Annotated in this window: 16 protein-coding genes; 4 read left to right on the plus strand and 12 right to left on the minus strand. The window is 68.3% G+C overall.

The annotated features are described in order from the left end of the window. Positions 1-6: 6 nt before the first annotated feature. Positions 7-1,266 carry an MFS transporter gene (locus ACFV7R_RS09385; protein ID WP_385261733.1) on the minus strand — a complete coding sequence of 420 codons (1,260 nt, stop codon included), beginning with the start codon at positions 1,264-1,266 and terminating at the stop codon, positions 7-9. A gap of 117 nt (positions 1,267-1,383) precedes the next feature. Here ACFV7R_RS09385 and ACFV7R_RS09390 point away from each other — a divergent pair, with 117 nt between their 5' ends. Then, a complete protein-coding gene (locus ACFV7R_RS09390; RefSeq protein WP_385262146.1) occupies positions 1,384-2,394 on the plus strand; it encodes a LacI family DNA-binding transcriptional regulator in 1,011 nt (336 codons plus the stop codon). A 57-nt stretch (positions 2,395-2,451) separates the two neighbouring features. Here the strand turns inward: ACFV7R_RS09390 and prcA are convergent, their stop codons facing one another. From prcA to arc, 6 genes are all read right to left on the minus strand, one after another. Continuing rightward, entirely contained in the window at positions 2,452-3,195 is a 744-nt protein-coding gene (gene prcA, locus ACFV7R_RS09395) for a proteasome subunit alpha (RefSeq protein WP_129796963.1), read from the minus strand. Between the two features lie 60 nt (positions 3,196-3,255). Beyond that, positions 3,256-4,101: a proteasome subunit beta gene (gene prcB / locus ACFV7R_RS09400; protein ID WP_385261736.1), complete on the minus strand. Its 846-nt coding sequence runs from the start codon at positions 4,099-4,101 to the stop codon at positions 3,256-3,258. Continuing rightward, positions 4,053-4,664, minus strand: coding sequence for an endonuclease VII domain-containing protein (locus ACFV7R_RS09405; protein ID WP_385261738.1), 612 nt, complete (start codon positions 4,662-4,664; stop codon positions 4,053-4,055). The genes prcB and ACFV7R_RS09405 overlap by 49 nt, the downstream gene beginning before the upstream one ends. A 44-nt stretch (positions 4,665-4,708) precedes the next feature. Further along, on the minus strand, positions 4,709-4,927 hold the full coding sequence (locus ACFV7R_RS09410) for a ubiquitin-like protein Pup (RefSeq protein WP_385261741.1): 219 nt from the start codon (positions 4,925-4,927) through the stop codon (positions 4,709-4,711). 189 nt (positions 4,928-5,116) lie between these two features. Next, positions 5,117-6,628 carry a depupylase/deamidase Dop gene (gene dop / locus ACFV7R_RS09415; protein WP_385261743.1) on the minus strand — a complete coding sequence of 504 codons (1,512 nt, stop codon included), beginning with the start codon at positions 6,626-6,628 and terminating at the stop codon, positions 5,117-5,119. 235 nt (positions 6,629-6,863) lie between these two features. Next, positions 6,864-8,630: a proteasome ATPase gene (gene arc, locus ACFV7R_RS09420; RefSeq protein ID WP_129796967.1), complete on the minus strand. Its 1,767-nt coding sequence runs from the start codon at positions 8,628-8,630 to the stop codon at positions 6,864-6,866. Between the two features lie 244 nt (positions 8,631-8,874). Between arc and ACFV7R_RS09425 the strand changes: the two genes are divergently transcribed. Beyond that, a complete protein-coding gene (locus ACFV7R_RS09425; RefSeq protein WP_129796969.1) occupies positions 8,875-9,180 on the plus strand; it encodes a ferredoxin in 306 nt (101 codons plus the stop codon). 58 nt (positions 9,181-9,238) lie between these two features. Here the strand turns inward: ACFV7R_RS09425 and ACFV7R_RS09430 are convergent, their stop codons facing one another. The 3 genes from ACFV7R_RS09430 to ACFV7R_RS09440 all read right to left on the minus strand — a co-directional run bounded on the left by ACFV7R_RS09430 (position 9,239) and on the right by ACFV7R_RS09440 (position 12,438). Further along, complete coding sequence (locus ACFV7R_RS09430; RefSeq protein ID WP_385261747.1) at positions 9,239-9,814, minus strand: hypothetical protein; 576 nt, start codon at positions 9,812-9,814, stop codon at positions 9,239-9,241. A 220-nt stretch (positions 9,815-10,034) separates the two neighbouring features. After that, positions 10,035-10,937, minus strand: a complete 903-nt coding sequence (locus tag ACFV7R_RS09435; protein ID WP_129796971.1) for a tRNA (adenine-N1)-methyltransferase — start codon at positions 10,935-10,937, stop codon at positions 10,035-10,037. Between the two features lie 52 nt (positions 10,938-10,989). Next, entirely contained in the window at positions 10,990-12,438 is a 1,449-nt protein-coding gene (locus ACFV7R_RS09440; protein WP_385261750.1) for a site-2 protease family protein, read from the minus strand. Between the two features lie 177 nt (positions 12,439-12,615). Here ACFV7R_RS09440 and ACFV7R_RS09445 point away from each other — a divergent pair, with 177 nt between their 5' ends. Then, positions 12,616-13,611: a RecB family exonuclease gene (locus ACFV7R_RS09445; protein WP_385261752.1), complete on the plus strand. Its 996-nt coding sequence runs from the start codon at positions 12,616-12,618 to the stop codon at positions 13,609-13,611. Between the two features lie 14 nt (positions 13,612-13,625). Further along, complete coding sequence (locus tag ACFV7R_RS09450) at positions 13,626-14,297, plus strand: response regulator (protein WP_385261754.1); 672 nt, start codon at positions 13,626-13,628, stop codon at positions 14,295-14,297. A gap of 73 nt (positions 14,298-14,370) precedes the next feature. On the opposite strand, the gene ACFV7R_RS09455 is transcribed toward ACFV7R_RS09450, so the two are convergent. Beyond that, the gene (locus ACFV7R_RS09455; protein WP_385261757.1) at positions 14,371-15,951 is read right to left on the minus strand and encodes an ABC transporter substrate-binding protein; all 1,581 of its coding nucleotides are present in this window, start codon (positions 15,949-15,951) and stop codon (positions 14,371-14,373) included. Between the two features lie 71 nt (positions 15,952-16,022). Further along, positions 16,023-17,624, minus strand: a complete 1,602-nt coding sequence (locus ACFV7R_RS09460; RefSeq protein WP_385261759.1) for an ABC transporter substrate-binding protein — start codon at positions 17,622-17,624, stop codon at positions 16,023-16,025. Positions 17,625-17,971: the final 347 nt, after the last annotated feature.

Here is a 17,971-nt window from a genome sequence, read left to right on the forward strand (position 1 = left end):
TGAACATTACGCCCGATCCCCTGAACTGAAACGGGGTTCGGCAGCACGATTTGGATCATTTTCCGACGCGGCCGCAACGACCGCCGCCCTGGCGGGAACTGCGAGTACCCGCCCCGCGGCCAGCAGAACCAGCAGAGACACGGCCCCGGCGGCACCCGGCACGGCAAAGCCCCACAGCGTCCCGCCCCACTCGACCACCGGCCCCGCCAGCCCGGTTCCGACCGACGCACCCACCGTGAACGTCGTCACAAGCCAGGAAAACGCCTCCGTCACGGTGCCGCTCGGCGCATGCCGGTCGACGATGACGAACGAGCAGGCGATGGCAGGCGCCAGAAACACACCGGCGAGCGCCGTCAGCGCCGTCATGGCGACCGGACCCGGCATCAGCATCAGCGGCAGATAACACACCGCCAGAAGGCCGACCAGCAGCCTCAGTCGCCGCTCCGGCGCACCCGCCCACCGGCGCGCCCCGTACACGGCACCACCGACCAGCGCACCGAGCCCCAGGCCCGCCATCAGCCAGCCGTACACCGCATCGCCACCATGGTCGTCCGCATACGACACGGCGGCAACCGTGATGGAACCGAGCGCCACACCGACAAAAAGGAACGCAGCCAGCAGCACCAACAGCCCCGGTGAACGCAGCGCACCGAGCCAGTGCGCCTCACGCGGCGCCGAGCGCCACGCGCGCGAGGGCGGCGACACCACCACGGAGAACGCACCGAGCACCCCGACGACGTTGAGCACAAGCAGCGCGGCCTGCGCCGACCACAGCGCTGTGCACAGAGTCACCAGCAGCGGGCCCACCGTGAACATCACTTCCTGCGCCACCGCATCCATGGCGTACGCAGTGTGCACCTGATCCTCCCTGCGCAGCACAGAGGCCCACAGCGCGCGCAGACCGCCCTCCAGGGGCGGGGTGAACAGCCCGGCACCCGCAACGGCGACGTAGGAGAGCGGCAGCACCTCGGTACCGCTGAAGGCGAACACGGCCATCGCGAGGGCGGACGCGAGCGCCGCGGGCAGCTGGACACGCGGCTGCCCGTACAGGTCCACCAGCCGGCCGAGCAGAGGCTGGCCCACCGCGTTGGCGACGCCGTAGACCGCCGCCAGCGCCCCGGCAAGGCTGTACGAGCCGCCCTCGGCACGGACGAACAGCACGATCGCGATCGCGGCGGTGGCGTTGGGCAGCCGCCCCACCAGCGTGCCGACCAGCAGCCGGGCGGCGTGCCTCGCCCTGAGGATCTCCAGGTATCCCGCGGCCATGTCCCCGCCCTTCCCGCCCAGGTTTTACGTATAACGTCGTCCCTCATACGTACCATGAGCGCTGTCCACACGTCCAGGCCGAGCCCGGACCAAGCCCCGACCGAGGAGCAGGCACAGGTGGCACCAGCCGGCACCCGCCCCACCAGCCGGGACGTCGCCCAGGCCGCCGGCGTCTCCCAGGCCGCCGTCTCCCTGGTCCTGGGCGACAAATGGCGCGGCCGCGTCTCCGAAACAACCGCACAGCGCGTACGCGAAGCCGCCCGCGAACTCGGCTACCGGCCCAACCTCGCCGCCCGCAACCTACGCCTCGGCCACACCCGCACCGTCCTGCTCGTCGTCCCCGCCCTCACCACCGAGTTCTTCGCCGGCGTCTACACCGGCGCCGCCCGCATCGCCGCCCAACACGGCTTCGGCGTCGTCCTCTACCCCTCCCCCGAAGGCATCGGCCCCGCCAGAAACCCCTTCGCATCCGCACAGGCCGCCCTCGACGGCGTCATCGCCTCCTCCATGGCCGCCGACGCCCTCACCGCCATCCGCGGCGACCAGCTCCCCCTCGTCATGCTCGACAGCGACCCCCAAGGCAGCCTCGGCGCGGCAACCGTCAACCTCGACATCACCGACGGCGTACGCCAGGTCGCCGAGCACCTGCTCGGCCTCGGCCACCGCACCTTCCTCCACCTGGCCGCCGACGTTCCCTCCTGGACCTTCGAGGTACGCGCCCGGGAACTGGCCGCCCGCCTCGCCGCCGTTCCGGGCACGACCGTGCACACGGCCCGCGCTCCCATCTCCATCCAGGGCGCCCTGACCGCCGCCGAGACCGCCCTCAGACGCCACCCCGCCACCGCGGTCGTCTGCGACGACGACAAACTGGCCGCCGGCGCCTACAAAGCGATCCGACGCCTCGGCCTGCGCATCCCCGACGACATCTCCGTCACCGGCCTCGACGACCTCGCCCTGGCCACCGCCATCGACCCGGAACTCACGACCGTCCGCCTGGACGCCGAACTGTTCGGCGAGCGCGGCATGCAGGCCCTGCTGGCGGTCCTGGAGGGCCGCGAGCCCACCGAGGGAGACATTCCCGTCCAACTGGTCGTACGGGCCTCCACGGCGCCACCACCGGCCGCCTGACACGCGTGTGGGCCCCGGCCGACAACGGCCGGGGCCCACACGAAGCCGGGTGCGGCGTTACTCGTCCTCGGACTCCTCGGCATCCGCCGCCGACGCCGCGCCGTCCGCCTCCAGCAACCGGGCGAGCTGCCGACCGGTGATCCGCCGGAACTTCCGCTTCTGCGGACGCGTACGGTCCAACACCGCCACCTCCAGCCGCTCGGCCGGAATCTCCCGCTGAGTGCCGTTCGTGTCACGGGACAGAGCCTGCACGGCCAGCTTGAGCGCCTCCGCCAGCGTCATGCCGTCCTGATGGCGCTGATCCAGATAGCTGCTGATCTGCTCGGCATTGCCGCCCACCGCGACCGAGCCGTGCTCGTCCACGATCGAGCCGTCGTGCGGCAGCCGGTAGATCTGATCACCCTCGGGCGTCTCACCGACCTCCGCGACAACCAGCTCCACCTCATACGGCTTCTCGGCCGCACTCGAGAAGATCGTGCCCAACGTCTGCGCATACACGTTGGCCAGACCCCGGGCCGTCACATCGTCACGGTCATAGGTGTAACCCCGCAGGTCGGCGTAGCGCACACCGCCGATCCGCAGATTCTCGTACTCGTTGTACTTGCCGGCCGCGGCAAAGCCGATCCGGTCATAGATCTCGCTGAACTTGTGCAACGCACGGGACGGATTCTCACCGACGAACACAATGCCGTCGGAGTACTGCAGCACGACCAGGCTGCGGCCCCGGGCGATGCCCTTACGGGCGTACTCCGCCCGGTCGGCCATGGCCTGCTGAGGTGACACATAGAACGGCGTCGACACCGGTTATCCGTCCCTTTCTGTGGAAGTCACTCGATCACCCTGAACAAGATCGGCCGACGACTACAGCAGCGCGGCCCGCGGACCATCGGGCTGCTCCAGCCGCCGCTCCAGCACCGAACGGGCGATCTGCGAGGCCTCGTCCTCGGTGAGCCGGCGGAAACCGTCCTCAGTGATCACGGTGACAATCGGGTAGATCCGGCGGGCGACATCGGGACCACCGGTCGCCGAGTCGTCGTCTGCCGCGTCGTACAGGGCCTGCACCACGAGCGTCGTGGCCTGGTCCTCGGTGAGGTCCTCACGGAAGAGCTTCTTCATGGCACCACGCGCGAAGATCGAACCGGAGCCGGTGGCCGCGAAGCCCTGCTCCTCGGAACGACCACCCGTCACGTCATAGGAGAAGATCCGCCCCTTCTCCCGATCAAGGTCATAACCAGCGAAGAGCGGCACCACGGCCAGCCCCTGCATCGCCATACCCAGGTTGGACCGAATCATCGTCGACAGCCGGTTCGCCTTGCCCTCCAGCGACAGCTGGGCGCCCTCGACCTTCTCGAAGTGCTCCAGCTCCAGCTGGAACAGCTTCACCATCTCCACGGCCAGACCGGCGGTGCCGGCAATACCGACGGCCGAGTACTCGTCCGCCGGGAAGACCTTCTCGATGTCCCGCTGCGCGATCACGTTGCCCATCGTGGCCCGACGGTCACCGGCGAGGACCACGCCACCGGGGAACGCCACGGCCACGATCGTGGTGCCGTGCGGCGCCTCGAGCACACCCTTGGTGGGCGGCAGTTGCCGGTTGCCGGGCAGCAGCTCCGGCTGGTGCTCCGACAGGAAGTCCATGAACGAGGAGGACCCAGGCGTCAGGAAGGCAGCTGGTAGACGCCCGGTGCTACGAGTGTTGGCTTCCACGCGATTCCTTCCACGTATGCGGCAGCCCGCCTTATGGCGTCGGGCCGATCCTTGAACTGCCCCAGTGCAGCGTTGCAGCTGAAGCACAGTACGCCACGGACCCTACCCGTCTCGTGGCAGTGATCCACATGCTCGGGTACGGCCGCCAAACATATGCAGCAGATGCCCCCTTGGGAGGCGACCAACTCGTCGCGCTCGGCCTCAGTGATTCCGTACTGCCGCTTCAGATGGTCCTGCCGCCCCCGGATGGCCCGGCACGCTTTGCACCGTGTCGACAGACCATCGGATGCGGTGGCGTTGCGATGCCACTCGCTGTGCGGCTTGACCTCACCGCACGTCCGGCAGAGCTTGTGCCCGGCCGGAACGTCCACCTTCACCCATACCGGCTTACCCATGGCTTCCCGGCGGCGCCGGTAGCGCGCGGCGCTGTACTCCGCCACACACTCCCGGCACCGCACCTGAAGGCCATCGCGCCGGTTCTTGTCCCGTGCGAATGCCTCAGGAGGCAAGTCCCGCTTGCAGCCCGTGCATTGCTTCGCGTTCGGATCCCCAGCCACCCTCATCCCCCGCAACCTTCGATTCGAAGGCAAAAGCGGCCCGAATCTCTTTACTGACCACCTTTTTGCACGAAGGACCTCACGAAATCCTCGGCATTCTCTTCGAGCACATCATCGATTTCGTCGAGGACAGAGTCCACGTCATCGCTCAGCTTCTCCTGCCGCTCCTTGAGATCCTCCGCAGCCTGCGCCTCCGCAGCCTGCTCCTCGACCTCCTCGGTAGAGCGCGTGGCCTTCTGCTGTCCGCCGCCGGTGTCCTTGGTTGCCATATCCCTCACCCCGCTCGGTTCGCCCGACATGGTCGACAGGTCGGCTTTCCTGCCGATCGGTCATGATCAGACCCTACAAGCCGGGTCTGACAATGTCCCCGCAGTTCCTACAACGTACGGGGACCACCTCGATGATTCCCTGGGGCCGGGATTTCCACCCTGTGTGCCCGGCCCCGTCCGAGAATCTGCTCACCCGCCGGACAGGACCCTGACCAGGTCTTCCGCGGTGCGGCAGCGGTCCAGGAGCTCCTTGACGTGATTACGCGTTCCGCGAAGCGGTTCCAGGGTTGGGACGCGCTGGAGCGAGTCCCGTCCCGGGAGGTCGAAGATCACCGAGTCCCAGGAGGCCGCGGCGACGTCGTCGGCGTACTGCTCCAGGCAGCGGCCGCGGAAGTATGCGCGGGTGTCCTCCGGGGGCTTGACCATGGCCCGCTCGACGCCCGTGTCGTCCAGGAGGCGCTTCATGCGGCCGCGGGCGACGAGGCGGTTGTAGAGGCCCTTCTCGGGGCGTACGTCGGCGTACTGGAGGTCGACGAGGTGCAGCCGGGCGGCGTCCCAGTCGAGGTCGTCGCGGCGTCGGTAGCCCTCCATGAGTTCCCGTTTGGCGACCCAGTCGAGTTCGCCGGCGAGGCTCATGGGGTCGCGTTCCAGGCGGTTGAGGGTGTCTTCCCAGCGGGTGAGGATGTCCTTGGTCTGGTCGTCGGCGTCGGCTCCGAAGCGCTCTTCCACGTACTTGCGGGACAGCTCGTAGTACTCCATCTGCAGTTGGACCGCGGTGAGTGTGCGGCCGCTGCGGAGGGTGATCAGGCGCTGGAGTGTCGGGTCGTGGGAGACCTGGTGGAGGGTGCGGACCGGCTGGTCCACCGCCAGGTCCACGGCGATGAAGCCGTCTTCGATCATGGACAGGACCAGCGACGTCGTGCCCAGTTTCAGGTAGGTCGAGATCTCGGAGAGGTTCGCGTCGCCGATGATCACGTGGAGGCGGCGGTATTTCTCCGCGTCGGCGTGTGGCTCGTCGCGTGTGTTGATGATGGGGCGTTTGAGGGTGGTTTCCAGGCCTACCTCGACTTCGAAGTAGTCGGCGCGCTGGCTGAGCTGGAAGCCGTGTTCGTGGCCGTCCTGGCCGATGCCGACGCGGCCTGCTCCGGCGAAGACCTGGCGGGAGACGAAGAAGGGCGTGAGGTGGCGCACGATGTCGGAGAAGGGGGTTTCCCGCTTCATCAGGTAGTTCTCGTGTGTGCCGTAGGAGGCGCCCTTGTTGTCGGTGTTGTTCTTGTAGAGGTGGATGGGCTGGGCGCCGGGCAGCTGTGCTGCGCGTTCGGCGGCTTCGGCCATGATTCGTTCGCCGGCTTTGTCCCAGAGGACGGCGTCGCGGGGGTTGGTGACCTCGGGGGCGCTGTATTCGGGGTGGGCGTGGTCGACGTAGAGCCGGGCGCCGTTGGTGAGGATGACGTTGGCCAGGCCGATGTCTTCGTCGGTGAGCTGGCTGGCGTCGGCGGCCTCGCGGGCGAGGTCGAAGCCTCGGGCGTCCCGCAGGGGGTTCTCCTCCTCGAAGTCCCAGCGGGCCCGGCGGGCCCGGTGCATCGCCGCCGCGTAGGCGTTGACGATCTGGGATGAGGTGAGCATGGCATTGGCGTTGGGGTGGCCGGGGACGGAGATCCCGTACTCCGTCTCGATGCCCATTACTCGCCGTACGGTCATGCGGCCCTCCTTGCCCGGCGGCTCCCTCGGTCGTGGGCGCCGTTCAGATACCGCTGGCGCTGGGTTGCGTGTGCGGTGCCCGTCCCCGCACTGCGCGACTCGGCGGTACCGACGAGCCTAGAACGCCTCCGCGCTGGTGGGGAGATCATTTGCGTCATTAGCCTTGCTCCAGCCGTGGCCCGGAAAGCAGTCGGCTGCGGGTACCCGGAGAGGGCACCCGCAGCCGCCCTGTCTTTTACAGGTACTGTCCGGTGTTGGCCACCGTGTCGATGGAGCGTCCGGTGTCTGCGCCCTGCTTTCCGGTGATGAGGGTACGGATGTAGACGATCCGTTCGCCCTTCTTTCCGGAGATGCGGGCCCAGTCGTCCGGGTTGGTGGTGTTGGGCAGGTCCTCGTTCTCCTTGAACTCGTCCACGCAGGCCTGGAGGAGGTGGGAGACGCGGAGGCCCTTCTGGTTGTGTTCGAGGAAGTCCTTGATCGCCATTTTCTTGGCGCGGCCCACGATGTTTTCGATCATGGCGCCGGAGTTGAAGTCCTTGAAGTAGAGGACTTCCTTGTCGCCGTTGGCGTAGGTGACTTCCAGGAAGCGGTTTTCCTCGGTTTCGGCGTACATGTGTTCCACGGCCGTCTGGATCATGGCCTGGACGCATGCGTCCTTGTCGCCACCGTGTTCCCCGAGATCCTCGGAGTGAAGCGGGAGGCGTTCGGTGAGGTACTTGCCGAAGATGTCCTTGGCCGCTTCGGCGTCCGGGCGCTCGATCTTGATCTTCACGTCGAGTCGGCCGGGGCGCAGGATGGCCGGGTCGATCATGTCCTCGCGGTTGGAGGCGCCGATCACGACCACGTTCTGCAGGCCTTCGACGCCGTCGATCTCGGCGAGCAGCTGCGGGACGATGGTGTTCTCCACGTCGGAGCTGACGCCGGAGCCGCGGGTGCGGAAGAGTGATTCCATCTCGTCGAAGAAGACGATCACGGGGGTGCCTTCGCTGGCCTTTTCACGGGCGCGCTGGAAGACGAGGCGGATCTGCCGTTCGGTCTCTCCGACGTACTTGTTCAGGAGCTCGGGGCCCTTGATGTTGAGGAAGAAGCTCTTGCCGGCGGCCTGGCCGGTGACTTCGGCGACCTTTTTGGCCAGCGAGTTGGCGACGGCCTTGGCGATGAGTGTCTTGCCGCATCCGGGGGGTCCGTAGAGCAGGACGCCCTTGGGTGGGCGCAGTTCGTGCTCCTTGAACAGGTCGGGGTAGAGGTACGGGAGCTCGACCGCGTCGCGGATGGCTTCGATCTGGTTGCCGAGGCCGCCGATCTGGTCGTAGCCGATGTCGGGGACTTCTTCGAGGACGAGTTCTTCGACCTCGCTCTTGGGGACGACCTCGTAGACGTAGCCGGAGCGGGGTTCGAGCAGCAGGGCGTCGCCGGCGCGGATGGTGACGTCCAGCAGTGGCTCGGCGAGCCGTACCACCCGTTCCTCGTCGGTGTGCCCGAGCACCAGGGCGCGTTCGCCGTCCTCGAGGATCTCCTTGAGGGTGACGATGTCCCCGACGCGCTCGAACTCCATGGCGTCGACCACGTTGAGCGCTTCGTTGAGCATTACTTCCTGGCCGCGCCGCAGGTCGTCGAGTTCGACGCTGGGGCTGACGTTCACGCGGAGTTTGCGGCCGCCGGTGAAGATGTCGGCGGTGCCGTCCTCGTTCGCCTGCAGGAAGACTCCGAAGCCGGCCGGTGGCTGTGCGAGCCGGTCGACTTCTTCCTTGAGGGCCACGATCTGGTCGCGGGCCTCACGGAGCGTGTTGGCGAGTCGCTCGTTCTGTGCGGACACGCCGGCCAGGTTGGTCTGCAGCTCGACGATCCGCTCTTCGAGAATTCTCGTGTGTCGCGGAGAGTCGGCGAGCTTACGTCGCAGGACGGCGATCTCCTGCTCAAGGTAGGCAATCTGCCCGGCCGGGTCGTCGGACCCGCGTCCTGGGCGGATGCCGCGGTTCATGTCGTCGTCGTGGGCTGCCACGGTCCTCACCTCCTCCAAGGGGAGCTGGACGCTTCCAGACCCTACCTGGGTGGGTGTCGATTGAAACCCCTAGATCACAAAGACGGTCGGGGTGTGTCCGATCTTCACCCTTGCGCTCTCCCTCACGCCAGGGGAATACCCAGGGAACGCGAGGAGAAAGCGGGCGCAGGTAGTGTCGAACCGTTCAACACCCGTCAGAGCTGGCCGGATTCCCGTACGGCTCGACGCAGAAACGGCAGGAGAGGTGACCGTGCAGCAGGAGGCCGGAGTCGACGGCGAGGCGCTGGAGGTCTGGATCGACCAGGATCTGTGCACCGGTGACGGCATCTGTGCCCAGTACGCGCCCGAGGTGTTCGAGCTGGACATCGACGGTCTGGCCTATGTGAAGGGCGCGGATGACCAGTTGTTGCAGGCGGAGGGGGCTACAACGCCCGTGCCGCTGCCGCTTCTCACGGATGTGATCGACTCGGTGAAGGAGTGTCCGGGTGAGTGCATCCATGTACGTCGAGTTTCGGACAGCGTGGAGGTGTACGGCCCGGACGCAGAGTGACCAAATCCGTACGGTGGGTTACGACTGTAGGATTTCTCACATGCGTCGGTTGCGGGTGTCAGACGCTTCGGGCGTCTGCGGGTGACGAGCGGACGAACGCACCGTTCTTCCACTGCCACTTAGCGTTCTCCTTCGTGTCCGGACAGCATGTCGGTACGTCGGAGGAGGAGTAGCCGAGCAGGGTCGCCAGCACTGCTCCGTCGCGAACGGCGAAGTCACTGACGGTGAACCGGTCCTTGGGGTCGACGAGGGTCGCCACGATGCGGGGCTGTGACGCATCCTCGCCCTGGGTGAGCACGTACACGCCGTCGGGTGGCGTGCTGATGCCCGCGTCGCAGTGCACCACGGCGACCGTCTCGGGCCGGCCGTCGCCGTCGAGGTCGCCGGAGGCCTTCTGTTCCACCACGGCCTGTACCGGGCCGCATTCGAGGGGGAAGTCGACACCCTCGGGGGCGGGCGGTGCGGCGACGGGTGCGGACCGGGTTTCCTGGGGCGGCGTCTGGGCGGCGGTCGCGGAGTCCGGCTGCAGGAGCGAGGAGAGGGCCATGACACCGGCGACAGCGGTGGCGGTGGCAAGCCAGTGGATCGGGCGGGTGTGGGTGTGTGCCAGTTCCGGGACGGCGGATTGCTGCACTAGGAGTGTCTCCCGTGAGGGCTGTGCCGGTGGGGGTGGCCAGCATGGTGCCACACGTCACAGTGCGGGGGAACGGCGGGGGGCGGCCCTTGTGCCGGTGGTGTCTTGGCGAGGCAGCCCTTTGGTGCGGCGTCAACGGGAAAGCGCCGCGGCCGAGTTCCCGGCGGGTTGCGGGAACTCGGCTACGGCGCGGTGACGTTGTGTGCGGCAGGAGGCCGCCTCAGCGGCCGATGCCTCCGTCGGCGTTGGGGCCGGAGTAGTCCTCGCCGTAGGCGCCCTTGGCGGGCCGGCGGCGACGCATGGGCGGTTCGACGCCGTCGGCGAGGCGGCGGGCGGTGAGCAGGAAGCCGGTGTGGCCGATCATCCGGTGGTCGGGGCGGACGGCCAGGCCCTCGATGTGCCAGTTGCGGATCATCGTCTCCCAGGAGGTCGGCTCGTTGAAGCAGCCGATTTCGCGGATGGACTCGACGGTCCGGGCGAGCTGGGTGGTGGTGGCGACGTAGCAGCACAGGATGCCGCCGGGGACGAGCGCCTTGGAGACGGCTTCGAGGCACTCCCAGGGGGCGAGCATGTCGAGGATGACGCGGTCGACGTCAGTGTCGCTGAGGTTGTCCTGGAGGTCGCCGACGGTGAGCTGCCAGGCGGGGTGCGGGCCGCCGAAGTAGCGTTCCACGTTCGCCTGCGCGATCTCGGCGAAGTCGGCGCGGCGCTCGTAGCTGTGCAGCATGCCCTGGTCGCCGATGGCGCGCAGCAGGAAGCTGCTGAGCGAGCCGGAGCCGACGCCGGCCTCGACGACGCGTGCGCCGGGGAAGATGTCGGCGAAGGCGAGGATCTGACCTGCGTCCTTGGGGTAGACGACGGCTGCCCCGCGGGGCATGGACAGGACGTAGTCGGGGAGCAGGGGGCGCAGCGCGAGGTAGGCGACGTTCCCGGTGGTGCGGACAACGCTGCCCTCGGGGGCGCCGATCAGTTCGTCGTGCGGGAAGGAACCCTTGTGGGTGTGGAAGTTCTTCCCGGCCTCGAGCGTGAACGTATAGTGGCGGCCCTTGGGGTCGGTCAGCTGTACCTGGTCCCCGACCTTGAAGGGCCCGCGCCTGCGGGCGGCACCGGTCGGTTCGGACATGTGACCAGCCTACCGGCGTTTCTGGTGGGCGCCGACCACGGGCCGCGGGGTGCTACGAGGGCCTGGCCATGGCCTTGACGAAGGCGCGCTCGACGTCGGCGGCGGACAGGACGCCGTAGATTTCGCCGGTCTCCTCGACGACCAGGTACTCGGTGGCGGGGGTGGCGCGCAGTACCTCCAGGAGGTCTTCGCCGGCCAACTCGGCGGAGACGCGCATGCCGTCGGTGAGCTCCTGGGCGAGGCCGCTGACGGCGACCCAGGGGCGGCGGTGTTCGGGGACGCCGACGATGGCGGCTTCGCGGACGAGTGAGGTGGGGTTGCCGTCGGCGTCGACGACGACGAGGGCGCGGGCGCCGGCGGCGTTGGCGCGGCGCAGGGCCTCCGAGAGGGGTGTCTCGGATTCGACGGGCACGGCGCGGCGGGTGAGGGTGCGGGCGCGCAGTTCCGGGAGGTGTTCGCGCAGGCGGGCGACGCGCAGGCTGTTGCCGGCGCCGGTCCAGATGATGGCGGCGAGGATCGCGGCGAGCAGGGCGTCCATGACGGTGTCCATGCCGACGTTGTCGACCGCTTCGGTGCCGAGGGCGCCGGACTGGGTGAGCAGCGGGAGGCCGATCAGGACGGCGACGGCGAGGGCGCGGCCGACCCAGGCGGCGGCGATGGTGCCGCTCATCGGCTTGCCGGTGATCTTCCAGACGACGGCGCGGAGCATGCGGCCGCCGTCGAGGGGCAGGCCGGGCAGGAGGTTGAAGGCGGCGACGATCAGGTTGGAGATCATCAGGCCGGCCAGCAGGACGCCGGGGACCGTGCCGGGTTCGACGGGCTGCAGGGCGAGGTAGAAGAGGCCGGCGAGGACGAGGGAGAGCAGGGGGCCGACGAAGGCGAGCACGAATTCCCGGCCGGGGGTCTCGGCTTCCTTCTCGATCTCGGAGACGCCGCCGAAGAACTGGAGCTGGATGCGGCGGACCGGGAGCTTGAAGCGGAGGGCGGCGACGGTGTGGGCGAGTTCGTGTACGAGCACGGAGGCGTAGAAGGCGACCGCGAAGAAGAGGGAGACCAGATAGCGGGCCGCGCCGAGCTCGGGCAGTACACGCTCCAGTTGTCCGCCGAACACCCAGGTGATCAGGGCGGCGACCAGGAACCAGCTCGGGGCGACGTACACGGGCACACCGAACGGCCGCCCCATCAGCAGGCCGCCTCTGGGCTCCGGACGCTGCGGGGCGGGGCCCTTGTCGGGGCCGGTGCCGGTGTGGGCGAGGTGGCGGTGGGCGGGGGCGGGGTGAGGGGTGGGTGCCGGGTGGTCGTCGGCGGGGGGCGCCGGGTCGGGTTCGGCGTCGGCCGGGTCGGTTTCCGCGCGCTCCGCCGGGGGCGTCCGGGCCTCGGGCGGTTCGGTGGGCGCGTCGGGGCGTGTGGGGTCGGTGGTCGGGGCCGTACGGTCCGCTTGCTGTTCGGCCGTTTCGTCGGTGCCCGACCGCGGCTGCCCGCTCCCGCCGCTCTCGTCCACGGTGTCCCCTCGTTTTGAAGCGTCTCCCGCGCCTGCCGGGCGGAAGGGTCTCGGGTCGATGGTATGCGGCCGTCGGGATGCGTTCCGCCCCGGCACCCCCTCTGTTTCCCTTGCCGTGGCAGGGGTTGCGGCCGCGGGGTGCGTCACTGTCAGTGGTGGGCCGTATGGTCTGTGGGTATGGACACCAGCACCGAGGGCGCGGCGCAGGCCCCCAGCGGCGGCACGGCCGGGGCCCGGACGGATCCGTCGGTCATGGCCGAGCCTACGACGGCGACGGCAGTGACGGCAGCGACGGCCACGGCTGTCGCCACCGAGCCCGTCGTCATACCGCCGACCTCGCTCTCGCCCTCGCGTGCCGGCGACTTCATGCAGTGTCCCCTGCTGTACCGGTTCCGGGTGATCGACCGGCTGCCGGAGAAGCCCAGCGAGGCGGCGACCAGAGGCACCTTGGTGCATGCGGTCCTGGAGCGGCTCTTCGACGCCCCGGCGCAGGAGCGCACCGCGCCCCGGGCCAAGTCGCTGATCTCCGGCCAGTGGCAGCGGTTGCGCCGGACCAGGCCGGAGGTCGAGGAGCTGTTCGCCGACGACCCGGACGGGGAGCGGCTGGCGCGCTGGCTGGGTGAGGCGGAGCAGCTGGTGGAGCGCTGGTTCACGCTGGAGGATCCGAGCAGGCTGGAGCCGGCCGAGCGTGAGCTGTTCGTGGAGGCGGAGCTGGAGTCGGGGCTGCGGCTGCGCGGGATCATCGACCGGGTGGATGTGGCGCCGACCGGTGAGGTGCGGATCGTCGACTACAAGACGGGCAAGGCGCCCCGGCCCGAGTACGCCGAGGGTGCGCTGTTCCAGATGAAGTTCTACGCCCTGGTGGTCTGGCGGCTGAAGAAGGTTGTCCCGCGGCGGCTGCAGCTCGTCTATCTCGGCAGTGGTGACGTTCTGACGTACGATCCGGTCCTCGCCGATCTGGAGCGGGTGGAGCGCAAGCTGCTGGCGCTGTGGGAGGCGATCCGGCGGGCCACCGAGACGGGCGACTGGCGGCCGCGGCCGACGAAGCTGTGCGGCTGGTGCGATCACCAGGCGGTGTGCCCGGAGTTCGGCGGCACTCCCCCGCCGTATCCGCTGCCCGTGAGGGGGGTCGGGTCGGAGGATTCGGAGCAGGGCAGAATGGGGCCGGACTAGCGAAGGAGACTTACGTGGCCATCCGTGTCCTACTGGTCGACGACCAGCCGCTGCTGCGTACGGGCTTCCGGATGATCCTGGAGGCCGAGCAGGACATCGCGGTCGTCGGCGAGGCCGGAGACGGCCTCCAGGCACTCGACCAGGTGCGGGCTCTGCAGCCCGATGTGGTGCTGATGGACATCCGCATGCCGCGGATGGACGGCGTGGAGGCGACCCGGCAGATCACCGGCCCGGGGCGGGACGGCCCGGCGAAGGTGCTGGTGCTGACCACGTTCGACCTCGACGAGTATGTGGTGGAGGCTCTCAAGGCGGGCGCCAGCGGTTTCCTCCTGAAGGACGCCCCCGCAGGCGAACTGGTGCAGGCGATCCGGGTCGTGGCGGCCGGCGAGGCGATGCTCGCGCCGAGCGTCACACGGCGGCTCCTCGACAAGTACGCCACGCATCTGCCGTCCGGCGACGAACCCGTCCCCGACACGCTGAACACCCTCACCGAGCGCGAGGTGGAGGTTCTGAAGCTGGTGGCGCGTGGACTGTCGAACGCGGAGATCGCCGCCGACCTGTTCGTCAGCGAGACCACGGTCAAGACGCATGTGGGCCATGTGCTGACCAAGCTGGGCCTGCGGGACCGGGTGCAGGCCGCGGTGTACGCCTACGAGAGCGGTCTGGTGCGCCCCGGCGCGCAGTGACCCCGTCTGCGGCCGTACGACGCCGAGGGCGCCCCCTTCCGAGGAAGCGGGCGCCCTGTCGTGTGTCGGCTGCTCAGCCCTTGCTGATCTCCCAGAACCGGAACACGGTCGAGGCGTCGAGGCAGTACTCCAGGCCGTAGACGGTCTCGCTGACCACCGCGTACTGCTTGGCCTGCCAGACCGGCAGGACGGGGAGTTCCTCGGCGACGATGTTCTGCAGCTCCCCGAACGCCTCGTCGGTTCCCGCGCGGTCGCTCTCGGCGGCGGTGCTGGGGATGAGGGTGCCGGTGATCTCGCTGTTGGTGTAGTTGTTGCCCAGGACGTTGCCCTCGCCGAAGAACGGGGCGGTGAAGTTGTCGGCGTCCGGGTAGTCGGGCACCCAGCCCTTGACGTACACGCCGTACTTGCCGTCGGCGATGTCCTTCTCGTACTGGTCGAAGGCGACGGACTGCACGTCGGCGGTGAACAGGCCGCTGGCGTTGAGCTGCTGTGCGATCGCCGCCAACTCCTGGTCGGTGGCGGGGCCGTAGCGGGAGGGGGTCGACCAGAGGGTGAGCTTGACCTTGCCGGTGATGCCTTCGGCGCGCAGCGCGGCCGCGGCCTTCGCCTTGGAGGGGCGGGCGCCGTAGGTGTCGAAGAAGGCCGTGTTGTGGCCTGCGATACCGGCCGGGATGATCGAGTACAGCGGGGTCGCGGTGCCCTGGTAGACGTCCGCGATGAGGGCCTCGCGGTCGATCAGGTGGGCGATGGCCTTGCGGACGCCGGGCTGTCCGGCTACGGGGTCGTCCATGTTGAAGACCAGGTGCTGGACCTCGGCGCTGCTGCCCTCGACGACCTTGACCCCGGCGTCGTCGTCGGCGTTCTCGATGTCGGCGATGTCGCCGGCGCTCAGGCCTCGGTAGGCGATGTCGATCTTGTTGTCGAGGAGCGCCTCCTTCAGGGCGCTCTGGTCGCCGTGGAAGAACTTCAGGGTGACGCCGCTGTTCTGGACCTCGGCGGTGCCCTTGTAGTTCTCGTTGACCGAGAACACGGCCTCGTCGTCGCTGAACGAGTCGAGCTTGTACGGGCCGGAGCCGACCGCCTCGCCGTCCTTGCGCAGCCCGTTCGCGTCGTACTCCCGGTGGTTGACGATGGAGCCGGCACCGGAGGCGATCTTGCTGGGGAAGGTGGCGTCGGCGACCTTCAGGATGAACACGACGGTCTTCTCGTCCGGCGTCCGGACCGAGTCGAGCATGGGGAACATGACGGCCGGACCGGCCTCGTCGTTGATCTTCAGCAGGCGGTCGAAGGAGAACTTGACGTCCTTCGAGGTGAGCGGGTCACCGTTGCTGAACTTCAGACCGTCCTTCAGCGTGCACTTGTAGACCTTGGTCGAGGTGTCCGTGAAGGTGCACCCCCGGGCCGCCTCCGGCTGCGGTTCGGTGCCGCCCTTGGGGAAGCTCAGCAGGGACTGGAAGACGTTGTTGAACAACAGCCACGAGCCGGGGTCGTAGCCGGACGCGGGGTCCGTGGAAAGGATGTCGTCGGACATTCCCATGACCACGTTGGAGCCGTTCTCCCCGGAGTCGCCGGTCTCGGATCCGCATCCGGTCAGCAGACCGGAGGCCAGCCCGGCCACGATCGGCAGAACCGGCCACTGGTTGCGCATGTTCACTGCGTGTGCCTTACGTCGTTCTCGAAGGTCCCGGGCCGCCGTCCAGGACCCGGGCGCGGAAAGGGGGTGGGTCAGCCGCTCACACCGCGGCCGAGCTCCCACAGCTGGAGGGTCGAGGAGGAGTTGAGAGCGTACGCGACGCCCGTGACGTCGTCGCGCGCGGCCACGTACTGCTTGCCCTGCCACAGCGGCAGCATGGGTACGTCCTCGGCCACGATGTCCTGGATCCGGTTGAGGCTGTCGGCGGCACCCAGCCGGTCGGCCGCACGTCGGGACTCCGGGATCAGGGAGTTGCGGATCTCGCTGTTGGCGTACGGCGACTTGAGGAAGTTGTCCTTGTCGAGGAACGGGGCGACGAAGCTGTCGGCGTCGGGGAAGTCGGGGAACCAGCCCATGCCGAACACGTCGTACTCGCCGTTGCGTTCGGCGGGTACGAAGGTGTCCCAGGGCGTGCCCTCGATGCTGACGTCGAACAGGCCGCTGTCGTTGAGCTGCTGCTGCAGCTGTTCGAACTCCTTCTTCGTGGCGGCGCCGTAGTGGTCGGTCGTGTAGTGCAGCGTCAGCTTGACCGGGGTGGTGATGTCGGCGGCGGTCAGCAGGGCCTTGGCCTTGGTGACGCTCGGGTCGCCGTACTTGTTGAAGAACGCGTTGGAATGGCCGGTGATCGAGGCCGGGACCAGTGAGTACAGCGGTTCGGCCTGGGAGCCGTAGACCTTGGAGATCAGTTCGCTGCGGTTCACGATCTGAGCCATGGCCTGCCGTACGGCCTTGTCCTTCACCGTCGGGGCGTCGGTGTTGAAGGCCAGGTAGCGGATCTCCAGGCCAGGCATCTCCACGAGGTCGACGTCGCCGTCGGAGGCGGCGGAGAGCTTGTCGATCTGCTCGGGCGTCATGGAGCGCGTCATCATGTCGATGTCGCCCTTGTCGAGGGCGTCGCCCATGGCCTCGGCGTCCTTGTAGGAGACCATGTCGACCTCCTCGTTGTTCACCGTCAACGCCCCCTTGTAGTGGGGGTTCTTGGTGAACACGGCCCGGACGAGTTCGTCGTTCTTCTCCTCGGCCTCAAGGGTGTACGGGCCGGAGCCGTCGATCTGGAAGCCCTCGCGCAGCTTGTTCTTCTCGTAGTTGTCGGGGTTGACGATGCCCGCGACCGGGGTCGACAGCTTGTACGGGAAGGTGGCGTCCGCGGTCTTGAGGTGGAAGATGACTTCGTTGTCGCCCTGCGTCTCGACGGTGTCGACGGTGGACAGCAGCGCGAAGACGCCACTGTCCGCCTTGATGGCGCGGGCCCGGTCGATGGAGAACTTCACGTCGGCCGCGGTGATGGGGTCGCCGTTGGAGAACTTCAGGTCCGCGCGCAGCTTGCAGGCGTAGCGCTCGTTGCCGGTGTCGGTGAAGCCGCAGCTCTGGGCGGCCTCGGGGACGGGTTCGCCGTCGCCGCGCGGCTGGACCATCAGCGTCTGCACGGTCTGCCGCAGCACGTTCCAGGTGCCGACGTCGTAGGCGTACGCCGGATCGAGGGGCGCGGGGGCGTCCTTGGTGGCGATGAACCGGTCCGTGGTGCCGACGCCAATCGCATCGCCGTCGCTCCCGCTGTCCGACCCGCCGCAGGCGGCGAGCGCGGGCGCAAGCAGGCCGACCACAGCCGGCAGCACCAAAGTCTTGCGGTTCATGCTCGAGTTTCTCCAGAGCTGTCAAGTCCGTGTATCCGGCATGCAGGGGTGGCGCAGCGGATCACGGGAGCGGGGGCGAGGTTCTCGCGACGAGATTAATGCGCACCCGCTCCGGGGTTCGCAGCGACGGGAGTTGAGCGCCCATCACGCTGCGAAACCGGGCGCGGACACACTGAAAACCCGACAGTGGAAGGATTAGTGCAGCGTTCCATGAATCGGGACACAAGGGCGGGGTGACCGCCCTGTATTGGGGCCGTAAGACACACGGGCAAGCCCCTGTCGACCCCTCAAGAAGTGACGAACATCACACTTTCGCACAGGGTTCAACAGGACCGGAATTCAGCCAT

The sequence above is a fragment of the Streptomyces sp. NPDC059866 genome (assembly GCF_042731325.1).
Lineage (GTDB): Bacteria > Actinomycetota > Actinomycetes > Streptomycetales > Streptomycetaceae > Streptomyces > Streptomyces flavusporus.

Coding starts and splice junctions, on each gene's coding strand:
- ACFV7R_RS09435 (WP_129796971.1), bottom strand. CDS start 10,937: ATGTCCGAACCGACCGGTGCCGCCCGCAGGCGCGGGCCCTTCAAGGTC.
- ACFV7R_RS09410 (WP_385261741.1), bottom strand. CDS start 4,927: ATGGCAACCAAGGACACCGGCGGCGGACAGCAGAAGGCCACGCGCTCT.
- ACFV7R_RS09405 (WP_385261738.1), bottom strand. CDS start 4,664: ATGAGGGTGGCTGGGGATCCGAACGCGAAGCAATGCACGGGCTGCAAG.
- dop (WP_385261743.1), bottom strand. CDS start 6,628: ATGACCGTACGGCGAGTAATGGGCATCGAGACGGAGTACGGGATCTCC.
- ACFV7R_RS09385 (WP_385261733.1), bottom strand. CDS start 1,266: ATGGCCGCGGGATACCTGGAGATCCTCAGGGCGAGGCACGCCGCCCGG.
- ACFV7R_RS09445 (WP_385261752.1), top strand. CDS start 12,616: ATGGACACCAGCACCGAGGGCGCGGCGCAGGCCCCCAGCGGCGGCACG.
- ACFV7R_RS09460 (WP_385261759.1), bottom strand. CDS start 17,624: ATGAACCGCAAGACTTTGGTGCTGCCGGCTGTGGTCGGCCTGCTTGCG.